This window comes from Streptomyces sp. NPDC042371, assembly GCF_056437465.1.
The window spans coordinates 581,810-605,691 of record NZ_JBWKAP010000005.1 but is presented as its reverse complement, the minus strand read 5'-3'; the positions used below and the strand labels follow the sequence as shown (position 1 = coordinate 605,691).

At 70.7% G+C, this 23,882-nt stretch carries 28 protein-coding genes; 16 read left to right on the top strand and 12 right to left on the bottom strand.

Going from position 1 to position 23,882, the window contains the following annotated elements; all coding sequences use genetic code 11:
- Positions 1-5: 5 nt before the first annotated feature.
- The 6 genes from AC068B_RS18835 to AC068B_RS18810 form a co-directional block, all read right to left on the bottom strand.
- A complete protein-coding gene (locus tag AC068B_RS18835; protein ID WP_478672664.1) occupies positions 6-1,487 on the bottom strand; it encodes a sensor histidine kinase in 1,482 nt (493 codons plus the stop codon).
- The gene (locus AC068B_RS18830; RefSeq protein WP_478672663.1) at positions 1,484-2,221 is read right to left on the bottom strand and encodes a response regulator transcription factor; all 738 of its coding nucleotides are present in this window, start codon (positions 2,219-2,221) and stop codon (positions 1,484-1,486) included. Before AC068B_RS18830 ends, AC068B_RS18835 begins: the two co-directional genes overlap by 4 nt.
- A 44-nt stretch (positions 2,222-2,265) precedes the next feature.
- The gene (locus AC068B_RS18825; RefSeq protein WP_478672662.1) at positions 2,266-2,454 is read right to left on the bottom strand and encodes a hypothetical protein; all 189 of its coding nucleotides are present in this window, start codon (positions 2,452-2,454) and stop codon (positions 2,266-2,268) included.
- Between the two features lie 36 nt (positions 2,455-2,490).
- The gene (locus AC068B_RS18820; protein WP_478672661.1) at positions 2,491-3,528 is read right to left on the bottom strand and encodes a S1C family serine protease; all 1,038 of its coding nucleotides are present in this window, start codon (positions 3,526-3,528) and stop codon (positions 2,491-2,493) included.
- Between the two features lie 136 nt (positions 3,529-3,664).
- Complete coding sequence (locus AC068B_RS18815) at positions 3,665-4,687, bottom strand: LacI family DNA-binding transcriptional regulator (RefSeq protein WP_468564152.1); 1,023 nt, start codon at positions 4,685-4,687, stop codon at positions 3,665-3,667.
- 23 nt (positions 4,688-4,710) lie between these two features.
- On the bottom strand, positions 4,711-5,499 hold the full coding sequence (locus tag AC068B_RS18810; RefSeq protein WP_478672660.1) for a response regulator transcription factor: 789 nt from the start codon (positions 5,497-5,499) through the stop codon (positions 4,711-4,713).
- A gap of 211 nt (positions 5,500-5,710) precedes the next feature.
- Between AC068B_RS18810 and AC068B_RS18805 the strand changes: the two genes are divergently transcribed.
- The 7 genes from AC068B_RS18805 to AC068B_RS18775 all read left to right on the top strand — a co-directional run bounded on the left by AC068B_RS18805 (position 5,711) and on the right by AC068B_RS18775 (position 10,722).
- Positions 5,711-6,556 (top strand): alpha/beta hydrolase, encoded by an 846-nt coding sequence (locus AC068B_RS18805; RefSeq protein ID WP_478672659.1) that lies wholly within the window; start codon positions 5,711-5,713, stop codon positions 6,554-6,556.
- A gap of 16 nt (positions 6,557-6,572) precedes the next feature.
- Entirely contained in the window at positions 6,573-6,827 is a 255-nt protein-coding gene (locus AC068B_RS18800; protein ID WP_478672658.1) for a MoaD/ThiS family protein, read from the top strand.
- A 5-nt stretch (positions 6,828-6,832) separates the two neighbouring features.
- Positions 6,833-8,209, top strand: coding sequence for a hypothetical protein (locus AC068B_RS18795; protein WP_478672657.1), 1,377 nt, complete (start codon positions 6,833-6,835; stop codon positions 8,207-8,209).
- A gap of 138 nt (positions 8,210-8,347) precedes the next feature.
- Positions 8,348-9,100, top strand: a complete 753-nt coding sequence (locus AC068B_RS18790) for an LmeA family phospholipid-binding protein (RefSeq protein ID WP_478672656.1) — start codon at positions 8,348-8,350, stop codon at positions 9,098-9,100.
- Between the two features lie 228 nt (positions 9,101-9,328).
- Positions 9,329-9,409 carry a putative leader peptide gene (locus AC068B_RS18785; RefSeq protein WP_350893136.1) on the top strand — a complete coding sequence of 27 codons (81 nt, stop codon included), beginning with the start codon at positions 9,329-9,331 and terminating at the stop codon, positions 9,407-9,409.
- A 145-nt stretch (positions 9,410-9,554) separates the two neighbouring features.
- Positions 9,555-10,400: a sulfurtransferase gene (locus AC068B_RS18780; protein WP_478672655.1), complete on the top strand. Its 846-nt coding sequence runs from the start codon at positions 9,555-9,557 to the stop codon at positions 10,398-10,400.
- Positions 10,401-10,434: 34 nt separating this feature from the next.
- Complete coding sequence (locus tag AC068B_RS18775) at positions 10,435-10,722, top strand: DUF1416 domain-containing protein (RefSeq protein WP_356266819.1); 288 nt, start codon at positions 10,435-10,437, stop codon at positions 10,720-10,722.
- A gap of 109 nt (positions 10,723-10,831) precedes the next feature.
- Here the strand turns inward: AC068B_RS18775 and AC068B_RS18770 are convergent, their stop codons facing one another.
- Complete coding sequence (locus AC068B_RS18770; RefSeq protein ID WP_356266817.1) at positions 10,832-11,089, bottom strand: DUF3099 domain-containing protein; 258 nt, start codon at positions 11,087-11,089, stop codon at positions 10,832-10,834.
- Between the two features lie 297 nt (positions 11,090-11,386).
- Between AC068B_RS18770 and AC068B_RS18765 the strand changes: the two genes are divergently transcribed.
- The 3 genes from AC068B_RS18765 to ygfZ all read left to right on the top strand — a co-directional run bounded on the left by AC068B_RS18765 (position 11,387) and on the right by ygfZ (position 13,444).
- Positions 11,387-11,959 (top strand): heme-binding beta-barrel domain-containing protein, encoded by a 573-nt coding sequence (locus tag AC068B_RS18765; protein WP_468564140.1) that lies wholly within the window; start codon positions 11,387-11,389, stop codon positions 11,957-11,959.
- A 16-nt stretch (positions 11,960-11,975) separates the two neighbouring features.
- Positions 11,976-12,404 carry a Fur family transcriptional regulator gene (locus AC068B_RS18760; RefSeq protein ID WP_478672654.1) on the top strand — a complete coding sequence of 143 codons (429 nt, stop codon included), beginning with the start codon at positions 11,976-11,978 and terminating at the stop codon, positions 12,402-12,404.
- A 74-nt stretch (positions 12,405-12,478) separates the two neighbouring features.
- Complete coding sequence (gene ygfZ / locus AC068B_RS18755; RefSeq protein ID WP_478672653.1) at positions 12,479-13,444, top strand: CAF17-like 4Fe-4S cluster assembly/insertion protein YgfZ; 966 nt, start codon at positions 12,479-12,481, stop codon at positions 13,442-13,444.
- Between the two features lie 8 nt (positions 13,445-13,452).
- On the opposite strand, the gene dtd is transcribed toward ygfZ, so the two are convergent.
- Positions 13,453-13,890, bottom strand: coding sequence for a D-aminoacyl-tRNA deacylase (dtd, locus tag AC068B_RS18750; RefSeq protein ID WP_478672651.1), 438 nt, complete (start codon positions 13,888-13,890; stop codon positions 13,453-13,455).
- A gap of 164 nt (positions 13,891-14,054) precedes the next feature.
- On the opposite strand from dtd, the gene AC068B_RS18745 reads away from it, so the two are divergent.
- Complete coding sequence (locus tag AC068B_RS18745) at positions 14,055-14,663, top strand: RsiG family protein (protein WP_478672742.1); 609 nt, start codon at positions 14,055-14,057, stop codon at positions 14,661-14,663.
- Between the two features lie 230 nt (positions 14,664-14,893).
- On the opposite strand, the gene AC068B_RS18740 is transcribed toward AC068B_RS18745, so the two are convergent.
- A complete protein-coding gene (locus AC068B_RS18740) occupies positions 14,894-15,079 on the bottom strand; it encodes a hypothetical protein (RefSeq protein WP_055567178.1) in 186 nt (61 codons plus the stop codon).
- Between the two features lie 229 nt (positions 15,080-15,308).
- On the opposite strand from AC068B_RS18740, the gene AC068B_RS18735 reads away from it, so the two are divergent.
- Positions 15,309-16,220 carry a winged helix-turn-helix domain-containing protein gene (locus AC068B_RS18735; protein WP_478672649.1) on the top strand — a complete coding sequence of 304 codons (912 nt, stop codon included), beginning with the start codon at positions 15,309-15,311 and terminating at the stop codon, positions 16,218-16,220.
- 52 nt (positions 16,221-16,272) lie between these two features.
- Here the strand turns inward: AC068B_RS18735 and AC068B_RS18730 are convergent, their stop codons facing one another.
- Entirely contained in the window at positions 16,273-16,461 is a 189-nt protein-coding gene (locus AC068B_RS18730; RefSeq protein ID WP_055567180.1) for a hypothetical protein, read from the bottom strand.
- Between the two features lie 125 nt (positions 16,462-16,586).
- Here AC068B_RS18730 and AC068B_RS18725 point away from each other — a divergent pair, with 125 nt between their 5' ends.
- From AC068B_RS18725 to AC068B_RS18715, 3 genes are all read left to right on the top strand, one after another.
- Positions 16,587-17,498: a winged helix-turn-helix domain-containing protein gene (locus AC068B_RS18725; RefSeq protein WP_478672741.1), complete on the top strand. Its 912-nt coding sequence runs from the start codon at positions 16,587-16,589 to the stop codon at positions 17,496-17,498.
- On the top strand, positions 17,499-18,266 hold the full coding sequence (locus AC068B_RS18720) for an HAD family hydrolase (protein ID WP_478672647.1): 768 nt from the start codon (positions 17,499-17,501) through the stop codon (positions 18,264-18,266).
- 92 nt (positions 18,267-18,358) lie between these two features.
- Complete coding sequence (locus AC068B_RS18715; RefSeq protein ID WP_478672646.1) at positions 18,359-19,522, top strand: phosphotransferase family protein; 1,164 nt, start codon at positions 18,359-18,361, stop codon at positions 19,520-19,522.
- Here the strand turns inward: AC068B_RS18715 and AC068B_RS18710 are convergent.
- Complete coding sequence (locus AC068B_RS18710) at positions 19,499-20,185, bottom strand: TetR/AcrR family transcriptional regulator (protein WP_478672645.1); 687 nt, start codon at positions 20,183-20,185, stop codon at positions 19,499-19,501. The two genes, AC068B_RS18715 and AC068B_RS18710, sit on opposite strands and share 24 nt — an antisense overlap.
- A gap of 66 nt (positions 20,186-20,251) precedes the next feature.
- Between AC068B_RS18710 and AC068B_RS18705 the strand changes: the two genes are divergently transcribed.
- Positions 20,252-22,318 carry a HelD family protein gene (locus AC068B_RS18705; protein ID WP_478672643.1) on the top strand — a complete coding sequence of 689 codons (2,067 nt, stop codon included), beginning with the start codon at positions 20,252-20,254 and terminating at the stop codon, positions 22,316-22,318.
- Between the two features lie 3 nt (positions 22,319-22,321).
- On the opposite strand, the gene AC068B_RS18700 is transcribed toward AC068B_RS18705, so the two are convergent.
- Positions 22,322-23,797, bottom strand: a complete 1,476-nt coding sequence (locus AC068B_RS18700) for a peptidoglycan D,D-transpeptidase FtsI family protein (RefSeq protein WP_478672642.1) — start codon at positions 23,795-23,797, stop codon at positions 22,322-22,324.
- Positions 23,798-23,882: the final 85 nt, after the last annotated feature.

The window sequence follows — 23,882 nt, the reverse complement described above, 5'->3', positions numbered from 1 at the left end:
GGGCTCTAGAGCGACGCCTCTGCCGTCGTCGGCCACGGGGAGTCCGGCGGCGGCGTGGCCGCCCCCGGCAGCCGCATCGTTGCCACCGTCCCGCCGCCCTCAGCCGCCTCCAGCGTCACCTCGCCGCCCGCCTGGCGCACCGTCCGGGCCACGATCGACAGGCCCAGGCCCGAGCCGGGCAGGGCGCGGGCGGACGGGGAGCGCCAGAAGCGGTTGAAGACGTGGGGGAGTTCGTCGGCGGGGATGCCGGGGCCGTGGTCGCGGACCGTGAGGCGGCCGCGGTCGAGTGTGACCTCCACCGTGCCGCGCGGCGGGCTGAACTTCACCGCGTTGTCCAGGATGTTGACGATGGCACGCTCCAGGGAGGGCGGCTCCGCGCGCACGTACCAGGGAGCGAGTTCCGCGGTGATCGTCAGCTCGGGGCCGCGCAGCCTCGCCCGGTCGATGGCGGCCCTCGTGAGGTCGTGCAGGGCGACCACCTGGATCTTGCCGCCGCCGTCCCCGGCCCCGGGACCGGCGGCGGTGTCGGGGCGGGAGAGCTCCTGAAGGTCGCCGATGAGCACGGCCAGTTCGGTCATCTGGGCGGTGACCGAGGCGAGGAGTGCCTTGCGGTCGTCGGGCGGGATGGCCCGGCCCGTCTCCTCGCTGCGGGCGAGCAGCTCGATGTTCGTGCGCAGGGAGGTGAGCGGGGTACGCAGCTCGTGGCCCGCGTCGGCGATCAGCTGCTGCTGGAGATCGCGGGACGAGGCCAGCGAGGCGGTCATGGAGTTGAAGGACTCCGAGAGGCGGGCGATCTCGTCGTCGCCCTCGACGGGGATGCGCAGGTTCAGGTCCTCGGTGCGGGCGACGTGCTCGACGGCGTCGGTGAGCCGATCCACGGGCTTCAGTCCGGTCCGGGCCACCCAGAGTCCCGCGGCCCCCGCGCCGAGCACGCCGATTCCGGCGACGACGACGAGGATCAGGGCGAGGTTGTCGAGCGTGTCGTCCATCTCGCTGAGCGGGCGGGCCACGGAGACGGCGAGCGAGAGCTGGGGGTACTCCTCCAGCGGGTAGGTGTAGACCCGGTACCGCTCGCCGTTGGACGCGGTGGCGTTGTGATACGTCTCCGTCTTCTGGCGCTCGGCTACGGCGATGTCCGCGGCGTCGACGTCGACGGTCTGACGGCCGAGGACGGCGCAGTTCGTGCCGTTCTTGGCCACGACCTGGATGGTCTGCTTGAACAGGTCGGGATTGTCGCGCCCGGGGACCTCGCGCAGGCACCGCGCCTGGCCGCCCACCGCGTCGATGTCGATCCGCTGGATCACGTCATCGGCCTTCGGCCGATTGCTGCTCAGTGCGTCGTCCAGCGAGTCGAGCAGCGCATTGCGCACCACGAACCAGCAGGTCACCGCGGCCGCCGCGACGGCGAGCGCCACCGCAGTGGCCACCAGCAGCGCGAGCCGTGACCGCAGCGGCAGTCCGTGGAAGCGCCGCAGCACCCTGTTCACTCGCCGCCCCGCAGCACGTACCCCACGCCCCGCACCGTGTGCACGAGGCGCGGCTCGCCGCCCGCCTCCGTCTTGCGGCGCAGGTACATGACGTACACGTCGAGGGAATTGGACGTCGGCTCGAAGTCGAAGCCCCAGACCGCCTTGAGGATCTGCTCGCGGGTCAGGACCTGGCGCGGGTGCGCGAGGAACATCTCCAGGAGGGTGAACTCCGTGCGGGTCAGCTCCACGGTCCGCGGGCCCCGCGTGACCTCGCGCGTCGCCAGGTCCATCCGCAGGTCGGCGAAGGCGAGGGTGTCGCCCTCCTCGGCCTGCCCGGCGCCCGGGGCGTACGAACTGCGGCGCAGCAGCGCCCGGATGCGGGCGAACAGCTCGTCCAGCTCGAAGGGCTTGACCAGGTAGTCGTCGGCGCCCGCGTCGAGTCCCGTGACGCGGTCGCCGACGGTGTCGCGCGCGGTCAGCATCAGGATCGGGGTGGTCGATCCCGTGGCGCGGAGCCTGCGCGCGGCGGTGAGGCCGTCCATGCGGGGCATCTGGATGTCCAGGACGACCAGATCGGGGCGGTAGGCCGCGGCCTTCTCCAGCGCGTCCGCGCCGTCGACGGCGACCTCCGTGCCGTACCCCTCGAAGGCGAGGCTGCGCTGCAGCGCCTCCCGCACGGCGGGTTCGTCGTCCACGATCAGGATGCGCAGCTGCTCGCGGTCACCGGTGCGGTCGCCTTCGGCGGGGCTCATGGGCTTCGGACTTCCTCTGGTCAGGGGGCGGAACGGGGCCGGTATCAGCCTCGCACGCGGGGGCGGTCGGTGCGGTCCTGCCGACCGGCGTGCACGTCCCGTGCCACGGCGAGGGGGAGGCCGACCCCGGCCGGATCGGTGGCGGGGCGGCCCCAGCCGACGGTGACGGCGAGGGCGTGCCGGGCGCGGTTGACGGTGACGGAGGTGGCGGAGGTGAGGGTGCTGCCGGACATGGCGGCCTCCTGGAGGTCGTACTGCCGTACTTGGGGTCAGGTCTTCGAGCCCGAGCGGAGCTTGCCGAGGTCGTCCTTGACCGTGTCGACCGGGATGGCGAAGCCGAGGCCGATGCTGCCGGAGGCGCTCTGGCCGGTGCCCTGGCCGGACGAACTGGGCGAGTACATCGCCGAGTTGATGCCGATGATGTTGCCGTTCATGTCGATCAGGGCGCCGCCGGAGTTGCCGGGGTTGAGCGAGGCGTCGGTCTGCAGCGCCTTGTACGTGGTCTTCGACGAGCCGGTGTCGCCGTTGAACTGCTGCCCGCCGAACTCGAACGGCCAGCCGCCCTCGGGGTTCTGCTGCTGCTGCTCGTCGCCCGTGGCGACGGTGACGTCGCGTTCGAGCGCGGAGACGATGCCGCTGGTGACGGTGCCGGTCAGGCCCTCGGGGGAGCCGATGGCGACGACCTCGTCGCCGACCTTGACGTTGCCGGAGTTGCCGAAGGTGGCGGGCTTGAGTCCGGAGGCGTCCTTCAGCTGGATGAGCGCGAGGTCCTTCTTGCTGTCGGTGCCGACGACCTCGGCGTCGTACGTCTTGCCGTCGTTCGTCCGCACCTTGATCGAGGTGGCCCCGGCGATGACGTGGTTGTTGGTGACGATCTCGCCGTTGCTCCTGGTGATGACGCCGGAGCCGGTCGACTTGCCCTCGCCGGTGGTGGCGCTGATCTCGACGATGCTGGGGCTGACCGCCTCGGCGACTCCGGCGACGGTGCCCTTCTTACTCGTCGGCACGACGTCGGTGCTGGTGGCGGAGGAGCCGCCGTCCTTGCCGGTCAGCGTCTGCACGGCGTACGCGGTGCCGCCGCCGACCGCTGCCGCCGCGATGGCGACGGCGGCGAGCAGGGCCACGGGGCCCTTGGCGCGGCGGCGCCGCGGCGTGGGTGCCTGAGGTGCCTGAGGCGCTCCCGGTGCGTGAGCGGGCGGGGGCGGAAACGCACCGTGCGCGTAGGCGCCCTGCGTACCGCCGTGGTGCACAGGCGCTGACGACTGCTGCTGGGGGTACTCGCCGCTGTGGCGGAAGGTCTCGGTCATGACTATGAGGCTGTCGGGCGTACATGAGAGCTGCCTTAGTACGTCCTGAGAAGCCCGGCAGAAGTGCGTATGCCCGATATAAAGGCCTCGGGCGGCCAGGGGCAGGTGTGACGCGCAGCCGCTGCTGTGACAGGTGTTACGCGCAGCCGCAGGACTGGCGGACCACCAGCCGGGACGGGAACAGCTTCAGCCGCTCCCGGCGCGACCCGGCGACCCGCAGCCCGTCGTCCAGGACCAGATCCACCGCAGCCCGCGCCATCGCGGGCCGGTCGGAGGCCACCGTCGTCAGCGGCGGGTCCGTGAGGCCCGCCTCCTTGACGTCGTCGAAGCCCGCCACGGCGAGCTCCCCCGGCACGTCGATGCGCAGCTCGCGCGCCGCCCGCAGGATGCCGATCGCCTGGTCGTCCGTGGAGCAGAAGATCGCGGTGGGCCGGTCGGGGCGGGCGAGGAGTTCGAGGCCCACCTGATAGGCGTCGTAACGGTTGTACGGGGCTTCGAAGAGCCGCCCCTCCACCGAGTGCCCGGCCTCCCGCATCGCGCGCCGCCAGCCCTCGACGTGGTCGGAGACGGGGTCGCCGACGGTCGGGGTGTCTGCCGTGCCGCCGACACAGGCGACGTACTCGTGGCCGTGCTCCAGGAGGTGCCGGGTGGCGAGCTGGGCGCCGCCGACGTCGTCCGTGACGACCGCGACGTCGTCGATGGCCTCGGGCCGCTCGTGGAGCAGCACCACGCGGGCGTCCCACGCGTCGATCTCGGCGGCGGCCTGGTCCGTCAGACCGTGGCTGACGAGGATGAGGCCGGAGACCCGCATGCCGAGGAAGGCGCGGAGGTAGTGCGTCTCGCGCTCCTCCACGTAGTCGGAGTTCCCGACGAGGACCATCTTTCCGCGCTCGGACGCCGCTTGTTCCACGGCGTGCGTCATCTCCGCGAAGAACGGCTGGCGCGCGTCCGGCACGATCATGCCTATGAGGTCCGTGCGCCGCGAGGCCATGGCCTGGGCAACACGGTCGGGCCGGTAGCCCAGCTCTTTGATCGCGGCGAGTACCCGCTCGCGCGTGGCCGGGGCGACCGGCCTGGGTCCGTTGTTGATGACGTAACTGACGACCGCGGTCGAAGTACCCGCAAGTCTTGCCACGTCATCCCGAGTCACCTTGGCCACGCGCGGAGTCTACGCGGATGGAACTACCGCTGGGCAGGGCGTACGGCGGCTTCCTTCGGAGCGGGCACCGGCCCCCTGTCGTTCTCCTGGGCCCGCGGGGCGGCGGCCTTCGCCTTCTCGCCGTCGGCGGCGCGCTCCACCTTCTCCGGTGTGACGAACCGATAGCCGACATTGCGGACGGTGCCGATCAGCGACTCGTGCTCGACGCCGAGCTTCGCCCGCAGCCGCCGCACGTGTACGTCGACCGTGCGCGTGCCGCCGAAGTAGTCGTAGCCCCACACCTCCTGGAGCAGCTGGGCGCGGGTGAAGACCCGCCCCGGGTGCTGCGCCAGATACTTGATCAGCTCGAACTCCTTGAAGGTCAGGTCGAGGACCCGCCCCTTCAGCTTCGCGCTGTACGTCGCCTCGTCCACGGAGAGATCGCCGTTGCGGATCTCCATGGGGGAGTCGTCGCAGGTGATCTGCTGGCGGCCCATCGCGAGCCGCAGCCGCGCCTCGACCTCGGCGGGGCCCGCCGTGTCGAGGAGCACGTCGTCGATGCCCCAGTCCGCGGTGACGGCCGCGAGGCCGCCCTCCGTCACGACGAGGACCAGCGGACAGCCGGGGCCCGTGGAGCGGAGCAGCTGGCAGAGGCTGCGGACCTGGGGGAGGTCGCGGCGCCCGTCGATGAGGATGACGTCGGCACCGGGGGTGTCGACGAGAGCGGGCCCCTCCGCCGGGGCGACGCGCACGTTGTGAAGGAGCAGGCCGAGAGCGGGGAGCACCTCCGTCGACGGCTGGAGGGCATTGGTCAGGAGCAGCAGAGAACTCACCGCCGACCACCTGCCCGGGTCGTCTGACTGTCGTGCACGTTTCGCTCGCCCATAACGTCTGGTTCCTCCTCGGTCCCTGCGAGGACGTTTACGGCACTGCTTCGTACTGCGCTGCTGTGTTCTCCGAAGGGCCCGCGCCCGGGGCCCCGGAAAGCACGAAAGGACCCGGGGGCTGCGCTGCCCGGATCCTCTGCCCAGCAGAATAGCCCACATGAACTCCGGTCCGGCAGGTCAATCGGCGCGATCTTCTGTGCCTCCGCTCACTCGCGGTCGGCGCGGCGTTCAGCAGAGCGCCACGCTGCGTACACGCGACGGAGTGGCCATCGAGGCCGCCTACGACCCAGGGCCCGACCCCGCGGGAGAGCTCGCGATCGTCGTCGCGCACGGCTTTTCGGGTGACTTGTCCCGGCCGCACGTGCGCCGGATCGCGGGTGTCTTCGCCCAGCGTGCGGCCGTGATCACGTTCTCCTTCCGGGGGCACGGCGGCTCCGGCGGGCACTCCACGGTCGGCGACCGCGAGGTGCTCGACCTGGTGGCGGCGGTGGAGTGGGCGCGGTCCCTCGGGCACACGCGCGTGGTGACCGTCGGTTTCTCGATGGGCGGCTCGGTCGTCCTCCGTCACGCCGCGTTGCACAGGGGGCGCACGGAAGCGCGAACCGACGCGGTGGCCGCGGTGAGTGCCCCCGCGCGGTGGTTCTACCGGGGGACGGCGCCGATGCGGCGGCTGCACTGGGTGGTCACACGGCCCGCGGGGCGCGCGGTCGGCCGCTTCGGACTGCGGACGCGAATCCACCCGCACGAGTGGGACCCCGTCCCCCTTTCGCCCGTCGAGTCCGTCCCCCTCATCGCTCCGACGCCGCTGCTCATCGTCCACGGCGACCGCGACCCGTACTTTCCGCTCGACCATCCGCGGATGCTCGCCGCGGCGGCCGACGGCGGGGCGGAGCTGTGGCTGGAAGAAGGCATGGGACACGCGGAGCACGCGGCGACGGACGGGCTCGTCGGGCGGATCGCCTCGTGGGCCACGGCATCATGGACGTCGGCAACCGCCGACTGAAGGGAAGGGGAGTCGCATGGTGAACGGCACCATTCGTTACTGGGCCGCTGCCAAGGCGGCCGCGGGCGTCGCCGAGGAGCCGTACGACGCGGTGACGCTCGCCGACGCGCTGGAGGCCGCCCGCGAGCGGCATCCCGGTGAACTCGTCCGGGTCCTGCAGCGCTGCTCCTTCCTGGTCGACGGAGCCCCCGTCGGGACCCGCAGGCATGAGACCGTACGGCTGGCCGAGGGCGGCACGGTCGAGGTGCTCCCGCCGTTCGCAGGAGGATGAGCGCCATGTCCAATCAGCCCTATGAGGGGTACGAGGGGTACGACGGGTACGAGCCGTATCCGCAGCAGCACCCCGGACAGCAGCAGCCGTATCCGGACCAGCAGCCACAGCAGCCACAGCAGCCGCCGCAGTCTCAGCAGCAGCAGCCGTACCCGGATCAGCAGGCGTACCAGGGCCAGCAGGCCTACCCCGCGCAGCAGCAGCCGTATCCGGACCAGCAGCAGTACTACGCGCAGCAGCAGCAACAGCAACAGCAGCAGTACAGCCAGGATCAGTACGGCCAGGACCAGTACAGCCAGGGCCAGGACCAGTACGGCCAGCCGTACGCCCAGCCCGCCCAGCCCCAGCAGTACTACGCCGCCCCCCAGCAGCAGTACGGCCAGGAGCAGCACACCCAGCAGTGGGCGGGGCAGACCTGGGAGACGCAGGCGGGGCAGCCCGCCGCCGCGGTGGACGTGACGGCGACGGCGTACCTGCCGCCGCAGGGTGCCGCCCCCGCCCCCGTGCCGGAGGCAGCCATGTCGGAAGCAGCCATGCCGGAGGAGCCCGAGGCGGCCGCGGCGCCCGGGTCCGCCGCCGGGGACTCGTCCTCGTACGGTCCCGCCACCACCACGGGCAACCCCCGCGTCACCGACGCCCAGCGGGCCAGGGCCGAGGGGCGCTCGCCGATCATCGAGCCGGGGATGCAGCCCGCCGCGCTGACCGCCGTGCTCGGGCTGCTGCTCGCCGCGGGCGCCGCCGTCGGGCAGTACGCACTGCTCGTGCCGCTCGTGCTCCTTCAGGCCGTGACCGCCGCCGGATGGTTCCGGCTCAACGGCATGTGGCCCGCGCGGCAGGGCATCGCGCTCGCCTTCCTCGGCGGTGTCGCCGCGGACGTGGCGCTGCTGGCCGTCGGCAAGGAGAACGCACCGGCCGCCATCCTCGGCACTCTCGGCGTGTGGGTGCTGCTCGTCCTCGTGCTGCAGCTGCGCAGCCGTGCCGGTGCCGACGAGCGGATGTACGGGCTGATGGCCACCGTCGCCTCGGCCGCGCTCGCGATCGTCGCGGCCGGGCACCTCGCGGCCGCGTCCGACGCCGTGACGGTGGGCGGCATCGCCGTCGCCGGCGCGATCCTCGCCCGTGCGCTCCCGCTGCCCACCCCCGCCTCCGTGGTCGTCGCGCTGCTCGCGGCCGCCGGTGCCGGGATCGCGGTCGGCGGGACGACGGACTACGGCAGCGAGGGGGCGCTGCTCGGCCTCGGCGCCGGGGTCTGCGCGCTGATCGGGCACCGCGTCGCCAGCTACGACTACCCGTCGCGCTTCGTGCACATGACGGCGGGCGTCGCGCTGCCCCTGGCGGCCGCCGCCCCGGCCGTCTACGTGCTCGGCCGTGCCATCGGCTGACCGCCAAGGCCGACGGCCGACGGCTGATCGTCACAGCTGATCGACAGGTCCCCCGCCAGGCTCTCCGGCCGGGGACCTGTCCTTTAGGCTCGCGGCAACGACAGTTGACTCGGGGGACCAGGTGGGGGAACACCGGACATGAGCAAGCGCGCCATACGCATACTTCTGATCGTCGTCGTGATCCTCGGGGGTCTCTTCGTCGCGGCGGACCGGCTCGCCGTGAACTTCGCCGAGGGCGAGGCGGCGGACAAGATGCGGACCAGCGAAGGGCTGAGCGAGACGCCCGACGTCTCCATCAAGGGCTTCCCCTTCCTCACCCAGGTCATGGGCGGTGAGCTCGACGACGTGGAGGTCGGCATCAAGAACTACGACGCCAAATCCGGGTCCGACTCCATCCGCATCGCCGACCTCACCGCCCACATGAAGGGCGTCGAGTTCTCCGGCGACTACAGCTCGGCGACCGCCGCGACGGCCACGGGCACCGCCCACGTCACGTACGACGAGCTCCTGAAGGCCAGCAGGTCCGAGCCCGTCGAGCTGCCGCTCGGCGCGACCGGCAAGGTCATCGGCCTCTCCGACGGCGGCAACGGCAAGATCAAGGTCGCGGTCGAGGTCAGCAAGGGCGGCGTGAAGCTCCCGAAGCCCGTCTACGTGCTCAGCACGGTCCGCGTCGAGGGCGACAACATCAAGGTCCACGCCGACCAGATCCCGAAGAGCATCGACGTCCTCGGCGTCTCCATCCCGCTCCCCGAGGGCACGGCCCGCAACGTCACCGACTTCGACCAGAAGATCGACGACCTCCCGGCCGGCATCAAGCTGGAGAAGGTCGAGGCGGCACCGGACGGCGTCGACATGTCGGTGACCGGCTCCGACGTGCGCCTGGCGGGCTGAGACCCGCCTTCCTCCGCCTTTCTCAGGCTTTTCTCAGGCTCCTTCCGGCGATCCGTCCGCAGTGCGAGACGGAGGCGTCCGGCGGGCGGATGTGACCGGGGCGACACCCTGCCCGCGGGGCCGTCGCGGCGGCCGCGGGCTTCAACGATTCCCACATCGTGGACGATCGTGTCTCAGCATGCGGAGCGCCGGTGACACGGCCACCTCTCCGTCCCTACGATCGGACGCATGCACCGACAGGCGGACCTCACGAAGCGGCGGGCAGTGGACCTGTGCCGCGTCGCCGCCATGCTCTGTCGCACCTTCTAGCGGGACGCCCCATCCCCGCATTCCCCCGGCCTGTTGACGCCATCCGTCAGGGCCTCCCCCGTGCGTACGTACGCCGTGCCTCCCCGCACCGCCCGTGCCGCGCACGCCCCTTTGCACCGCCGTAACTGCCCCGGAGGAGAGAAGCATGAGCCGCAGCGACGTCCTGGTAGACGCCGACTGGGTCGAGGCCCACATCGAGGACCCGAAGGTCGCCATCGTCGAGGTCGACGAGGACACCTCCGCGTACGACAAGAACCACATCAAGAACGCGATCCGCATCGACTGGACCGACGACCTCCAGGACCCGGTCCGCCGCGACTTCGTGGACCAGGAGGGCTTCGAGAAGCTCCTCTCGGCCAAGGGCATCGCGAACGACACCACCGTCGTCCTCTACGGCGGCAACAACAACTGGTTCGCGTCGTACGCCTTCTGGTACTTCAAGCTCTACGGCCACCAGGACGTGAAGCTCCTCGACGGCGGCCGCAAGAAGTGGGAGCTCGACTCCCGCGACCTGGTCGACGGCGACGTGGTCCCGAACCGCCCCGCCACCGACTACAGGGCCAAGCCCCAGGACACCTCGATCCGTGCCTTCCGCGACGACGTCGTGGCGGCCATCGGCGCGCAGAACCTGGTCGACGTGCGCTCGCCCGACGAGTTCAGCGGCAAGCTGCTCGCCCCGGCCCACCTCCCGCAGGAGCAGTCGCAGCGTCCGGGCCACGTCCCGTCCGCCCGCAACATCCCGTGGTCGAAGAACGCCAACGACGACGGCACCTTCAAGTCGGACGACGAGCTCAAGGCCCTCTACGAGGACGAGCAGGTCGACCTGGCCAAGGACACCATCGCCTACTGCCGCATCGGTGAGCGTTCGGCCCTGACCTGGTTCGTCCTGCACGAGCTGCTCGGCCAGACCAACGTCAAGAACTACGACGGCTCGTGGACCGAGTACGGCTCCCTCGTCGGCGTGCCGATCGAGCTCGGCGCCAACAAGTAAGTCATCCGACCTTCCTTCCCCCTCAGGAGTACACATGTGTGGAGCAAAGGCCGGCGGCCCCGACGCTTCGACGATCAAGCCCGGTGAGACGACGATCCAGGGCCAGGTGACCCGCGACGGCGAGCCCGTCACCGGTTACGTGCGCCTGCTCGACTCGACCGGCGAGTTCACCGCCGAGGTCCCGACCTCGGCCACCGGACAGTTCCGCTTCTACGCGGCCGAGGGCACGTGGACCCTCCGGGCGCTGATCCCCGGCGGCACCGCCGACCGCACGGTCGTCGCGCAGACGGGTGGCCTCGCGGAGGTCGCGATCGCGGTCTGATCACTCACCGCACCGAGAACGGCTGAAGGGCCGCACCCCAGGGGGTTGGACGCCACTGGATCGGGGTGCGGCCCTTCGGCTACCGCTCGACCGGTCACAGCCCGTGCCGCTACCGCTTGTGCCTGCCGTCGAGCTCGTCCCACCACTCGTCGGACTTCTCGTCCCCGCTGGGGTCGTCCCACCAGCGGTCGTCGGGGCCGCGCCGGTTCGCCGCCATGGCCGCCAGCGGCGGGATCACCATCGCCACGACGCACATCCCGACGGCGACGGGGATCGACCAGAGCCGCACGACGCCCCAGGCCAGGACGAAGAGACCGATGCAGGTCCCCATCATGGCGAAGTACACATGGCGCCTTCGCGCGTACATACATCCAGCGTACGTCCCGAGGGCCCTCACAGAGAGGGACGGGCGCCGCCCGACTACAGTGGGACCGGCTCTGAATACCTGCCCCAACCGCTCACCGAGGAGCACCCCGTGCTTGAGGCCTTCTTCTCCGCCCTGCTGGTTCTTGTCTGCGTCGGCGTTCTCGCCTTCGCCGGGCTCACCGTGAAGAAGCTGTACCAGGGCCAGCGCTGACCGCCCACCCGTCGCCCGACCACCACCCCTCATGGTGCGCTGCGCGCGCTGCACTCACCCCACCTCCACAGATCGCCTGAGCTTCCCATGATCGAGATTCCGTCCGACCTGAACCCCGACCTCCTCCCCCTCGCCTGGCTCCTCGGCAACTGGGCGGGCGCGGGCGTCACCGACTTCCCCGGCGCCGAGAAGGCGAATTTCGGCCAGGAGGTCACCTTCACCCATGACGGGCGGGACTTCATCGAGTACCGCTCGTACACCTGGGTGCTCGACGCCGAGGGCAACAAGGTGAAGCCCCTGGAGTCCGAGTCGGGCTTCTGGCGTATCGACAAAAACCGCAAGGTCGAGGTCGTCATGGTCAGGGACGACGGCGTCGTCGAGGTCTGGTACGGCGAGCTGGCGGACAAGAAGCCGCAGATCGAGCTGGCCACCGACGCCGTCGCGCGCACCGCGGCCTCCGGCCCCTACTCCGGTGGCAAGCGCCTCTACGGCTATGTGAAGGGCGACCTGATGTGGGTCGGCGAGAAGCAGACCCCCGAGGTCCCGCTGCGCCCCTACATGTCGGCCCAGCTGAAGAAGGTCGTCACCCCGGAAGAGGTCGCCGACATGGCCCGCAACCTCGGCGATCTGCCCGACGACGGCATCGCTTTCTTCAAGTAGAACTAGACTTCAGGGTGTGGCGAGCACCGACTCCGACTGGAAGAGCGACCTGCGTCAGCGCGGTTACCGGCTGACGCCGCAGCGACAGCTTGTCCTCGAAGCCGTCGACACCCTGGAACACGCGACCCCCGACGACATCCTCTGCGAAGTGCGCAAGACGGCGTCGGGGATCAACATCTCCACGGTCTACCGCACCCTGGAGCTCCTGGAGGAGCTGGGCCTGGTCAGCCATGCCCACCTCGGGCACGGCGCGCCGACGTACCACCTGGCGGACCGGCACCACCACATCCACCTGGTCTGCCGGGACTGCACGGACGTCATCGAGGCCGACACCGGGATCGCGACGGAGTTCACCGACAAGCTGCGCGAGACCTTCGGCTTCGACACCGATCTGAAGCACTTCGCGATCTTCGGTCAGTGCGGGAAGTGCCGGAAGGCGGAGTGAAGAGCCGGGACGCGGAGTGAAGTGCGGGGACGCGGAATAAGCGCGCCCGCGGGCTCGTCGTAGTCTTTGTGAACATGAAGAGCCCCCTGTTGTCCCTGCCCGGCGCCGTCCCCGCCGAGGGCGTGGACGAAGGCGTCGCCGCCCACTACGGCGAACTGTTCCGAGAGCAGCGCGCCCTCGCCGACGGCACCGGTTTCGTCGACCTCTCCCACCGCGGCGTGCTCGCCGTCACCGGTGCCGACCGGCTGAGCTGGCTGCATCTGCTGGTCACCCAGCACGTCAGCGAACTTCCGGCGGGCCGGGCCACTGAAGCGCTGATCCTCTCCGCCAACGGCCACATCGAGCACCACCTCTCCCTCGTCGACGACGGCGAGACCACCTGGGCGCACGTCGAGCCAGGCACGCAGGACGCGCTCATCGCGTACCTGGAGAGCATGAAGTTCTTCTACCGCGTCGAGGTCGCCGACCGTACGGCGGACACCGCCGTGGTCCACCTGCCCGCCGGTTCGATCGCCCCGGTCCCCGATGGCGTCGCCGTACGCGAGACCGCGCACGGACGCGACCTGTTCCTGCCCCGCGCGGACCTGGAGACGTACGCAGAGGGGAACGGCCCCGCGGCCGGTCTCCTCGCCTACGAGGCGCTGCGGGTCGAGACCCACCGGCCGCGCCTCGGCTTCGAGACCGACCACCGCACCATCCCGCACGAGCTGGGCTGGATCGGCTCGGCGGTGCACCTGCAGAAGGGCTGCTACCGCGGCCAGGAGACGGTCGCCCGCGTCCAGAACCTGGGGAAGCCGCCGCGCCGCCTGGTCTTCCTGCACCTGGACGGCAGCGAGGTGCACCTGCCCGCGGCCGGGACACCGCTGCACCTGGCGAGCGAGGGCGTCGAGGGGCGGAAGCTGGGGTTCATCACCACGGCCGTCCGCCACCACGAGCTCGGGCCGATCGCGCTGGCCCTGGTCAAGCGCAATGTGCCGCTGGACGCGGAGCTGATCGCGGGAGACACGGCCGCGGCCCAGGAAGTCGTCGTCGAGCCCTGACCCGTCCGTCACATCTCCAGCAGCACCGTGAACGGGCCGTCGTTCGTCAGGCCCACCCGCATCTGCGCCCCGAAGCGTCCCGTCGCCACCGTCGCCCCCAGGGCGCGCAGTTGCGACACCACCTCGTCGACCAGGGGCTCGGCCACATCACCGGGGGCCGCCGCGTTCCACGTGGGGCGGCGGCCCTTGCGGGCGTCTCCGTAGAGCGTGAACTGGCTGATGACCAGCAGCGGCGCGTCGATGTCGCTGCACGACTTCTCGTCGGCCAGCATGCGCACCGACCACAGCTTGCGGGCCAGCTGGGCGGCCTTCTCCTTGGTGTCGTCGTGTGTGACGCCCACCAGGACGCACAGTCCCTCGCCGCTGATCTCGCCCACCGTCTCGGGGCCGTCCTCGCCCGTCACGACGACGCTCGCTCCGTCGACCCTCTGCACCACTGCTCGCATACGTTCATCATGCCGTGCCGCAGGAGGCGCAGGGGACGGGTCCTAGATCCCCCCATCCGGGGCCGATTCCGGGCACTCGGCCCCATAGCGGCCACTCGGGGTGGCACCATGCATACACGCGGTGTACCGCGTCGGCCGGTCGAGGGGACGGGTAGAGCCAGATGGTGAGCACTTCAAGTACCGGGCAGTCACCGGGCCGCGTCTCGCTGATGCGCACGCAGGCCGCACGGCCGCCCGCCCAGCGCACCGGCGGCCGCCTGCTGCCCGACGGGCCCGAGCACGACCTGACCGCGCTGCGCCTGCCGGAGCTCCGCGAGCTGCGCAGGGGGGCACAGCAGGACGAGGCCGACCTCAGCTATGTGCGGCGGCTGCTGCAGGGCCGCATCGACATCCTGCGGGCCGAGACCGCGCGCCGCAGGGCACCCGACCGGCCGGAGCCCGAGCCGGCGGCGACGGTCGTGGACCGGCTCTCGGAGATCCTCAGGGACGCCCCGGCCCGCCACCGCTCCTCGGCCCGGCACGTCACGCTCGGCACCCCGCTCGGCGAGGAGTCCAGGCTCCTGGCCACGGAGATGCTCGCCGAGGTCGAGCTCTCCGACCTGGCGGCGCGCACGGACGACGAACTGGACACGGCCATGGGCCGCCTCGTCCGGTACGAACAGCAGGTCTCGCGGCGCAGGCAGGTGCTGCAGCGCACGGCGGACGACTGCTCGGCGGAGATCGCCCGGCGGTACCGGGTGGGCGAGGCGCAGGTCGACGACCTGTTGCTGTGAGCCCCGCGGGTCAGCGCGCGCGGGTGGTGACGGAGGAGGAGCGGAAGGGCGTCGCCGTGCTGGCCGACGCCCTGTTCCGCACGTCCGGGCGGCCATGGTGCCCGGACATGTTCTGAGCCCCGGCCCGTCCGTAGCGATGGACCGGGGCTCAGCCCCCCTTACGGCTGACCGGACCCCCGGCTCCCCTCCGGATGGGAGCCCGGTCAGCCGAACCTGGTGGGCCGGGCGGTTCAGCCCGACTGGGCGAGGAGCAGGACGAGGAGTCCGGCTCCGACGCCGCTGAGCTTGACGTTCTTGGCCTTGATTCCGACGGTCAGCAGGACGAAGGCGACGATGCCCAGCGGTCCGTACTTCCATTGGACGAGTTGCTCGAATCCAATGGCGAGGGCGGCGACGACGATGGCGATGAGCGGCATGACGTTCCCTCCTTCGGGATCGGGGCGGCGGACCCCGTTCCATCGATAGCCAACTGGCCTTCGCTCCGCGGTGCTTGTGGGCGGCTGCCGACGGCTGGTGGCCAACCCCGGGAGGGTCGGACCATATCGCCGAAGTTGGCTACCAACTTCAACTGACTTATCTCCGCTAGGAGTCGACTCATAACCACCTTTCCTGCAACTCCCCTAAGATGGCGCGAAGTTGTACTGTTTGGTTGTGAGCACCGAACACGCCGCCGTCAATGGGCGCAAGCGAGCGCAGCGGAGCCACCGAGAGGTTGCCGACGTGCTGCGCGACCGGATCAGGACCGGGTCGCTGCGGCCCGGTCAGCGCATGCCCACACAGGCCGAGCTGGCCGACGAGTTCGGTGTGGAGCGTGGAGCGGTGCGTGAGGCGCTGCGCATCCTGCACCGTGAGCATCTCCTGTCCAATGTCTCCAAGGGCAGTCCCGCCACGGTCGCGGACGCCGCGGAGCGTGCTTCCGCCGGTCCCGGCGAGGTGCGTCCGCAGCCCACGATGGTCGGCCTGGCTCCGCGCATCGCAGCCGCGTTCGATGCGCCACACGTGGAGATAGACGCCCTCTGCCTCACGTCCATCTCCCTCACCATGGCCATCGGCGAACCGCTGCGGCAGATCCACGCCGGACGGCGGAAACCGGCCAAGGTCGACGTCCGGGTGCTGCTGCCGAGCCGGGACATCGACCTGGCGTTCCCGGCACCGGTCGACGGAGGGGACCACCAGGGCGACCGGGTGCACCGGCGCTGGCTGGACCAGCGCAACGCACAGGGGCAGGTGCTGCGCCACAACCTGCTCGCGCTGCGGTCCTCGCACGGGATCGACGTATCGGTGCAGTTCCGGGCGCTGCCGTTCACACCGCCCGTGAAGCTGTACCTGATCAACGGCGCGGAGGCGCTCTTCGCCTACTACACGCTCACCAAGCGGGACGAGGAGATCGGCCAGGAGTCCCTGGAGATGTACGACGCGCAGGGCACGCAGTCGATGCTCTTTCCGTTCAAGGAGGGGGACGGGCTGCGGGACACGACGTTCGTGGAACAGTCCCATCTGTGGTTCAACGCTCTCTGGAACACGATCAGTCAGGACCTGGAGCTGGCGGCGGGCTGAGCACCCCGGGAGTTCCCCGCAGGGGTGGCGGCCGACCGCCTGCTCCGCCGGATCAGCCGGCCGGACCCGTCACCATCAGGGCGAGGACGACGGCTCCGATGGAACTGCACGTGGGATTCTTCGCCTTGACGCCCACGGTCAGCAGAAGGAGGCCGACGATGCCCATCGGGCCGTACTTCCACTGCACGAGCTGTTCCAGGGCGACAGCGACCACGGCTGCGAGGAGGGCTATGGCGGGCATGGTGGTTCCTCCTTCTGCCATCTTGAGCCAGTTGGCAACCAACTCTGTTGAGGTTGTCCCCACTTGGTGAGAGTCCATAAACAACTTGGCCGCAACTCCCCAGAGATGGCGGTCAGTTGTATCGTCTGGTCGTGACCCAGGAGAACGTGGCAGTGAACGGCAGCAGCAGAAGAAGACTCAGTCCCCAGGACATCGCCGACACCCTCCGCGAACGCATCCGCGCGGGCGAACTCAGGCCGGGAGAACGCCTGCCGACCCAGGCGGAGCTGGCCGAGGAGTTCGGCGTCGAACGCGGCGCCGTGCGCCAGGCCATGAAGAAGCTCCAGGCCGAGGGCCTGCTGTCCAACGTGAGCAAGGGGAGTCCGCCCCGGGTGGCGGAGTCGACCGCGCTCCCCGCGGGCAAGGACCCCCAGCCGTCCATGGTCGCGCTGGGCCCGCGCCTCGCGGCGGCCTTCGCGGAGCCGCATGTGCGCATCGACGTGGTCTCGTACACCGCGGAGACCCTGATGATGGCGCTCGGCGAGTCGGTCCGCCTCATCCACGAGGGCAGCCTCCGCCCCGAGTCGATCAAGGCGCGGATCCTGCTGCCGAGCAGCGACATCGAGCTGGCCTTCCCCGTGCCGGTGGAGGGCGGCGAGGGCGGCAGGGAGCGGCTCCACCAGCGCTGGCACGCGCAGCGCAACGCGCAGGGCCAGGTGCTGCGGCACAACCTGCGCGCGCTGCGGGCCTCCCACGGAATCGACGTGGAGGTCACGTTCCGCGCGCTGCCGTTCACCACGCCGGTGAAGCTGTATCTGCTGAACGGGCGGGAGGCGTTGCTGGCGTACTACACGCTGGCGCCCATGTCGGTGGAGCTGGAAGTGCCCGACGGGGCGACCGAGACGATGGACATCTGGGACGCGGGGGGCATCAAGGCTCCCGTCTTCTCCTTCGAGAAGACCGGCGACACCTCTCGCGACACCGTATTCGTCGACGAGTCGCAGAACTGGTTCGACGCCCTCTGGGAAACCATCACCACTGACCTGACACTCTCTTAAATGACATCAGATTCGACGCGATCCGAAGCGACGCAGCCCGAACCGGCCGCAGATGAGGCCGAGTTGCTGCGGAAGGTGGTCACGCCCGTCCACTTCGTCCTCTTTGACTTCGACGGGCCCATCTGCCGCCTCTTCGCCGGGCGCCCCGCGGCCGCGGTGGCGCGGGACCTGGTCCAGTGGCTGAAGGAGCGCGGGCTGCGCGGGCTGCTCACCGCCGAGGAGAAGAAGCAGCCCGACCCCTACGTCGTGCTGCGCGCCGTCGACCGCCGCCACCCCCGCAGCGACCTGGTCGTCGAGCTGGAGCAGTGGCTCACCCGGCAGGAGCTTGCGGCCGTGGCGACGGCCATGCCGACCGCGTACGTCGACCCGCTGATCCGCACCTGGACGGCGCTCGGCGTCCGGCTCGCGGTGACGACCAACAACGCGCCGTGCGCGGTGGTCAGCTACCTGGAGAAGCGCGGCACCCTGGACTGCTTCGCCCCCCACATATACGGCCGCACCCAGGACCTCAGCAGACTCAAGCCCGATCCGTACTGCGTCGAGCGGGCGCTGCACGCCATGGGGGCGGAGCGGGGAGCCACCCTGATGATCGGTGACACGCCGTCCGACTGCGTGGCGGCGCAGCGGGCGGGCGTGCACTTCCTCGGCTACGCGCGTAACGAGAACAAGGCGAAGCTGCTGCGGGAGGCGGGCGCGGAACACCTGGTCGACTCTCTCGAACAACTCTCCAGGGTTGTATACGCCATTGGGCGCACCAAGGCGCCCTAAAGGAGCAGGCGAGAGCAATCCAGCGCCACGCCGATGTCCACTATGTGGCATGCGGCAGGAACGGTTCCGTGCAGCGGATACCCTCTGCGCTCATGTCGCCACCTCCGCCTCGCACCCCCCACGAGGCGCCGAAGACCGGGCGTCGCGAGGCGTGGATCCGACACCTCGCAGATCTGCACCGGGACCGCCCGGACCGCCAGGTCGTGACCGGTCACCACAACATCAACTACGTCGTGCCGCTCGGCTGGTCCCTCGCCCTGCTGCTGCGCACGATGCCCTTCAGGGCCCGGGTCAAGTGCCGGATGCCGCGCGCCGCGGTGGAGGTGGTGCCCCGCATCTGGCCGAGCGAGCCCGAACTGCTCGCGGTGGTCAGCAGGCACCTGAAGGAAGTGCCCCGCTGCTTCCGGGACTTCGGCGACTGGTCGCTGCACTCCTACCGGGCCGGTCGTGCGCTCTCCGAGGTGCAGCCCGAAGGGCCCGTCGGGGAGGCGATGCTGCGCTCCTTCGCCGAGTTCTTCGCGCGGGCCGCGGCCGTGCCCGAGGAGGACCTGCCGCCCAGACCCGCCGACTGGCCGGAGTCCGGGCAGAGCGAGGAGTTCCTCCGGTGGCTCGTCGACTTCACCGAGAAGCGGGTGCACGAGCCCAACCGGGAGCGGTTCGACGCGCTCTTCTCGGCGGTCGGGGTGCGCCGCGACGCCATGGCCGCCTTCCGCGACGACCCCGAACGCCCACGGCTGACGCCGAGGCCCTTCTGCCTGCTGCACACCGACGTCCACCGCGCGAACGTCGTCGTCGACCGCAGGCAACTGGCGGTCATCGACTGGGAGTTGGCCATGTTCGGCGACCCCCTGCACGACCTCGCCATCCACGTGGTCCGCATGGACTACGAGAAGGACGAGCAGACCCGCGTCAAGGAGCTGTGGGCCGACGGCATGGAGCAGGCGGGCCACGCCGCCATGACGGAGGGCATGGCAACGGACCTGCCCGTCTACCTGGACTTCGAGTACGCCCAGTCCGTCTTCCCCGACATCATGCGGGCCGCCCTCGACCTGGCCGCCCTCCCGGCCGAGCCGGGCCCCGCCGACTTCGCGGCCGCGGCGGCGCGGGTCTGCCGTGCGGTACGGCGGGCGGCGGAGCCGCTGAAGCTGGATTCGGTGCCGGATGAGGGGGTCGCCGAGAGCGCTCTTAGGGAGTGGTGCGCGGGCCCGTTCGGGCGGGATCTCGGCGCCGGATCAGGCGTAGCGGGCCAGGCCTGAACGCAGTTGGGCGTAGGCGCCGTTGACGGCTGTGACCGCGTCCCGGTGGACCTCGTCCACCGGCTCGCCCGCCGAGACGCGGCGCCAGGTCTCCTCCGCGAGGATGCGGTGGACGGCCACGATCTGGGCCGCGGCCAGGCGGGCCTCCAGGGGGTTGCCGCCGTGGGCGGTCAGCAGGGCGGTGGCCAGGGCCTGTTCGGAGCGGTCCTGGTAGCCGTAGAGGCGGGCCACCAGGGACGGGGTGCCGTAGAGGAGGCGGTGGAAGGCCAGGACGCCTTCGGCGTCGTTGAGGCCCGTGACCGGGTCGTGGCGCTCCAGGCCGTCCAGGAAGTGGTGGTGGAGGGCGTCGAGTGCGGTGTGCCCGGCGGGGCGGGCGGCCACCGTGCGGGCCGCTTCGTCCTCGTGGTCGGCGAAGCGGTGGAGGACCAGGTCCTCTTTGGACGCGAAGTAGCGGAACAGGGTCGGCTTGGAGATCTCGGCCGCCGCCGCCACCTCCGCCACGGACACCTTCTCGAAGCCCTTCTCCAGGAACAGGGCGATCGCCGTCTCCGAGATCGCCTCGTATCTGCGCTGCTTCTTGCGGGCGCGCAGCCCCGTCGGGCTCCCGGTGGCGCTCGCGGCCGGGGCGCCTTCGTCTGCGGTGGTCTCGTCGGCAGGGCTCATGAGGGGAGTGTAGCGGGGCTTTGGAACTCGGTTACAAATTTAACTCGGTTACATTATTCTGGAGCCATGACGACGACACCCGACGCCCTCGCCCAGGAACGCAGCTACCACGACGCCTGCCGCGCCGCCCTGGCCCGCATGGTCGAAGGCGCCGAGGAGCGGGTGGTCGGCGGGGCCGACGTGTCCGCGTCCGGTGCCGACGCCGAGGTGCTCGGGTACCAGTTCCGGAGCCATGCCAAAGCCATGCGCGAGCTGCCGGAGGCGCCGCTGTTCTTCGGGCGGCTGGACTTCGCCCAAGGGGAGGGATTCCTTGCCGGGGGTGGTGCCGGTGATCACCGGGGGCAGCGGTACTACGTCGGGCGGCTGCGCATCAGCGAGCATCCCTCCGCTCCGCCCCTCGTCGTCGACTGGCGCGCCCCCGTCTCCCGCGCCTTCTACCAGGCCGGTGCCCGGGACCCGCAGGGCGTCGCCGTCCGGCGGCGGTTCGGCTGGTCGCCCGGCAGCAAGGGGGAGTCGAGCGACCTCACCGGGATGGAGGACGAGTCCCTGGGCGAAGGTGCGGAGGGTGGGGAGGGGCAGCAGGCTCAGGAGAGCCGCATTCTCGCCGGGGAGATCGAGCGGCCCCGCGTCGGCCCCATGCGCGACATCGCCGCCACCATCCAGCCCGAGCAGGACGACCTGGTCCGCGGCGAACTCGCCGCCTCCGTCTGCGTGCAGGGCGCCCCCGGCACCGGCAAGACCGCCGTGGGCCTGCACCGCGCCGCCTATCTCCTCTACACGCACCCGCAGCGCGTCCAGCGCTCGGGGCTGCTCATCCTCGGGCCCAACCGGACCTTCCTGCGGTACATCGCCGAGGTGCTGCCCTCGCTCGGGGAGACCGGAGTGCGGCAGTCCACCGTGCAGGACGAGATCGGGCGGCACCCCGTGCGCGCCCACGACGACGAGGCGGCCGCCGTCGTCAAGCACGACGCCCGGATGGCCGAGGTGCTGCGACGGGCGCTGTACGTGCGCGTCGCACCGCCCGCGGAGCCGGTCGCGGTGGCCGACGGGTCGTACCGGTGGCGGGTCCCGCTCGGTGAGCTCGAACGGATCGTCGAGGACGTGCGGCGCGAGGAGCCGCCGTACGCCGTCGGGCGCGAGCGGGTGCGCAGCCGGGTCGTACGGGCCATCCAGGAGCAGGCCGAGCGCCGGGCGGGGCCGCAGAACAACACGTGGGTGCAGAAGATCGGACGGGCCAGGTCCGTCAGCGCCTTCGTCGACGCGGCCTGGCCCCGGGTGCGCGCGGACGAGGTGCTCGCGGGGGTGCTGGGGGACGCGGAAGCGCTCGCCGAGGCGGCCGCGGGGATCCTCGGGGATGCGGAGCAGCGGGCGATCCTGTGGGCCAGGCCTCCGCGCTCGTACAAGTCCGCGAAGTGGAGCGCCGCCGACCTCGTTCTGATGGATGAGATCGAGGGGCTCCTTGAGCGGCCCGCCGGGTACGGGCACATCGTCGTCGACGAGGCGCAGGACCTCTCACCCATGGAGTGCCGCGTCATCGCGCGGCGCTCGGACTTCGGTTCGCTGACGGTGCTGGGCGATCTCGCGCAGGCCACCACGCCCTGGGCCGCGCGCAGTTGGGCGGAGGTGCTCGGTCACCTGGGCAAGCCGGACGCCACGGTGACGCCGCTGACCACCGGCTTCCGGGTGCCGCGTGCCGTCGTCGGGCTCGCCAACGAGCTGCTGGGGCGGCTCGACGTGGACGTACCGCCCGCCCGTTCGATGCGCGGGGACGGGGAGTTGCGGGTGCGGGAGGTGGCGGACGTGGCGGCTGGTGTGGTGGGGGCGGTGCGGGACGCGCTCGGGCAGGAGGGGTCCATCGGGGTCATCGCCGCCGACCACGACGTCGAGCGGCTGCGCACGGCGTTGGACGCCGCGGGCATCCCGAGCGCGGGGCCCGACGAGCTGGGCGCGCGCGTGACCGTGTGCCCGGCATCCCTCGCCAAGGGTCTGGAGTACGACCACGTCGTCGCCGCCGAACCGGCGGCCGTGGCGGAGGCCGAGGCGCGCGGGCTGCACCGGCTGTACGTGGTGCTGACCCGCGCGGTGTCCCGTCTCGACGTACTGCACAGCAGGCCGCTGCCGTGGCAGGCGTAGGCCTCAGCGCTCCAGGACCGCCTCCATGACCGCCTTCGCGATCGGCGCGCCCAGCTTGCCGCCCGCGATCTCCGAGCGCGGGATGTTCATGTTGGACGGGTCGACGAACACGGCGACGGCGACGGGGGACTCGCCCTTGCTGTTCTTGGCGTACGAGACGAACCACGCGAACGGCCGCTCGTCGTTGACGTCCGCGCCGTGCTGGGCCGTGCCCGTCTTGCCGCCCACCGTGACGCCGTCGATCTTCGCCTTGTTCGCCGTGCCGTTCTCGACGGTGTTCTCCATCATTTCCTGGACGGTCTTCGCGGTCTTCTCGGAGACGGCCTGGTTCAGCTCGTGCGGCTCGCCCTTCTCGATCGCCGAGAGGTCGGGGCCGCGCAACTCCTCGACCAGGTAAGGCTTCATGACCTTGCCGTCGTTGGCGAGCCCCGCCGTGACCATCGCCATCTGCAGCGGGGTGCTGGTCAGGCTGCCCTGGCCCATGCCGGTCAGCGCGGTCTGCGGCTTGTCGAGCTTCTCCGGATAGCTGCTGGCGACGGCACGCACGGGAATGAACTGCTCTTCGTTGAAACCGAACTTCTCCGCCGTCTCACGCATCTTGTCCTTGCCGACCTTGAGCGCGATGTCGAGGAAGACGTTGTTGCAGGACCACTGCATGCCGGTCTTCATCGACACCTTGTCGCAGTTGGCGTCGGGCACGTCGTTGCCGATGCGGGTGGAGCTGAGGGGGAGTTTGTACGGGGTCTCCGCGCCCGTCGGCTTGTCGATGTCCGTCACGACACCGTGCTCCAGGGCGGCGGCAGCGGTGAGGATCTTGAAGGTGGAGCCCGGCGGGTAGATCTCGCGCAGCGCGCGGTTGCTCAGCGGCTTGTCCTTGCGGTCGCCGAGCTCCTTGAACTTCTTGCCCTCGGCGATCGAGATGCCCGCGAAGACCGAGGGGTCGTACGAGGGCGTGCTTGCCATGGCGAGCACCTTGCCGGTGCGGGGGTCGAGGGCGACCACCGCACCCTTGGCGTTCAGGTCCACCAGGCCCTGGTAGGCGGCCTTCTGCGCTTTGGGGTCGATGGTCGTGACGACGTCGCCGCCCTGCTGCTTCTCGCCGGTCAGCATGTCGAGGGTGCGCTTGATGAAGAGCCGGTCGTCGTTGCCGCTGAGGATGCCGTTGTGGACGCCCTCCAGGAAGGTGGCGCCCTGGGCCTGCGAGAAGTAGCCCGTCACCGGCGCGTACATCGGGCCTTCCTTGAAGACCCGCTTGTACTTGAAGTCGGACCCGGGGGTCTCCTTCGAGCCGGTGATGGACTTGCCGCCGACGATGATGTCGCCGCGGGGGTGGGAGAACGCCTCGATCTGCACGCGGCGGTTGTTCTTGTGGTTCGCCAGCTCGTCGTTCTCCGCGAACTGCACCCATGTCGCCCGCAGGAGCAGGGCGAGAGTGAGGATCCCGCAGAAGACGGCTATGTGCCGCAGCGGACGGTTCATGGGTGGCTCCCCCCGGTGCCGAAGAATCGTTCCCGCCCATCCTTGCCGCTGAGGCCGCGGCGCGGGGGGAAATGGGGGGACTGAT

Excerpts from the sequence above, each read along its gene's own strand:
- AC068B_RS18720 (WP_478672647.1), top strand. The coding sequence starts at position 17,499 with ATGACATCAGATTCGACGCGATCCGAAGCGACGCAGCCCGAACCGGCC.
- AC068B_RS18740 (WP_055567178.1), bottom strand. The coding sequence starts at position 15,079 with ATGCCGCTCATCGCCATCGTCGTCGCCGCCCTCGCCATTGGATTCGAG.
- AC068B_RS18710 (WP_478672645.1), bottom strand. The coding sequence starts at position 20,185 with ATGAGCCCTGCCGACGAGACCACCGCAGACGAAGGCGCCCCGGCCGCG.
- AC068B_RS18785 (WP_350893136.1), top strand. The coding sequence starts at position 9,329 with ATGCACCGACAGGCGGACCTCACGAAGCGGCGGGCAGTGGACCTGTGC.
- AC068B_RS18770 (WP_356266817.1), bottom strand. The coding sequence starts at position 11,089 with ATGTACGCGCGAAGGCGCCATGTGTACTTCGCCATGATGGGGACCTGC.
- AC068B_RS18805 (WP_478672659.1), top strand. The coding sequence starts at position 5,711 with ATGAACTCCGGTCCGGCAGGTCAATCGGCGCGATCTTCTGTGCCTCCG.
- AC068B_RS18715 (WP_478672646.1), top strand. The coding sequence starts at position 18,359 with ATGTCGCCACCTCCGCCTCGCACCCCCCACGAGGCGCCGAAGACCGGG.
- dtd (WP_478672651.1), bottom strand. The coding sequence starts at position 13,890 with ATGCGAGCAGTGGTGCAGAGGGTCGACGGAGCGAGCGTCGTCGTGACG.
- AC068B_RS18730 (WP_055567180.1), bottom strand. The coding sequence starts at position 16,461 with ATGCCCGCCATAGCCCTCCTCGCAGCCGTGGTCGCTGTCGCCCTGGAA.
- ygfZ (WP_478672653.1), top strand. The coding sequence starts at position 12,479 with ATGAAGAGCCCCCTGTTGTCCCTGCCCGGCGCCGTCCCCGCCGAGGGC.
- AC068B_RS18705 (WP_478672643.1), top strand. The coding sequence starts at position 20,252 with ATGACGACGACACCCGACGCCCTCGCCCAGGAACGCAGCTACCACGAC.
- AC068B_RS18800 (WP_478672658.1), top strand. The coding sequence starts at position 6,573 with ATGGTGAACGGCACCATTCGTTACTGGGCCGCTGCCAAGGCGGCCGCG.
- AC068B_RS18700 (WP_478672642.1), bottom strand. The coding sequence starts at position 23,797 with ATGAACCGTCCGCTGCGGCACATAGCCGTCTTCTGCGGGATCCTCACT.
- AC068B_RS18830 (WP_478672663.1), bottom strand. The coding sequence starts at position 2,221 with ATGAGCCCCGCCGAAGGCGACCGCACCGGTGACCGCGAGCAGCTGCGC.
- AC068B_RS18765 (WP_468564140.1), top strand. The coding sequence starts at position 11,387 with ATGATCGAGATTCCGTCCGACCTGAACCCCGACCTCCTCCCCCTCGCC.
- AC068B_RS18780 (WP_478672655.1), top strand. The coding sequence starts at position 9,555 with ATGAGCCGCAGCGACGTCCTGGTAGACGCCGACTGGGTCGAGGCCCAC.
- AC068B_RS18790 (WP_478672656.1), top strand. The coding sequence starts at position 8,348 with ATGAGCAAGCGCGCCATACGCATACTTCTGATCGTCGTCGTGATCCTC.
- AC068B_RS18820 (WP_478672661.1), bottom strand. The coding sequence starts at position 3,528 with ATGACCGAGACCTTCCGCCACAGCGGCGAGTACCCCCAGCAGCAGTCG.
- AC068B_RS18825 (WP_478672662.1), bottom strand. The coding sequence starts at position 2,454 with ATGTCCGGCAGCACCCTCACCTCCGCCACCTCCGTCACCGTCAACCGC.
- AC068B_RS18775 (WP_356266819.1), top strand. The coding sequence starts at position 10,435 with ATGTGTGGAGCAAAGGCCGGCGGCCCCGACGCTTCGACGATCAAGCCC.
- AC068B_RS18795 (WP_478672657.1), top strand. The coding sequence starts at position 6,833 with ATGTCCAATCAGCCCTATGAGGGGTACGAGGGGTACGACGGGTACGAG.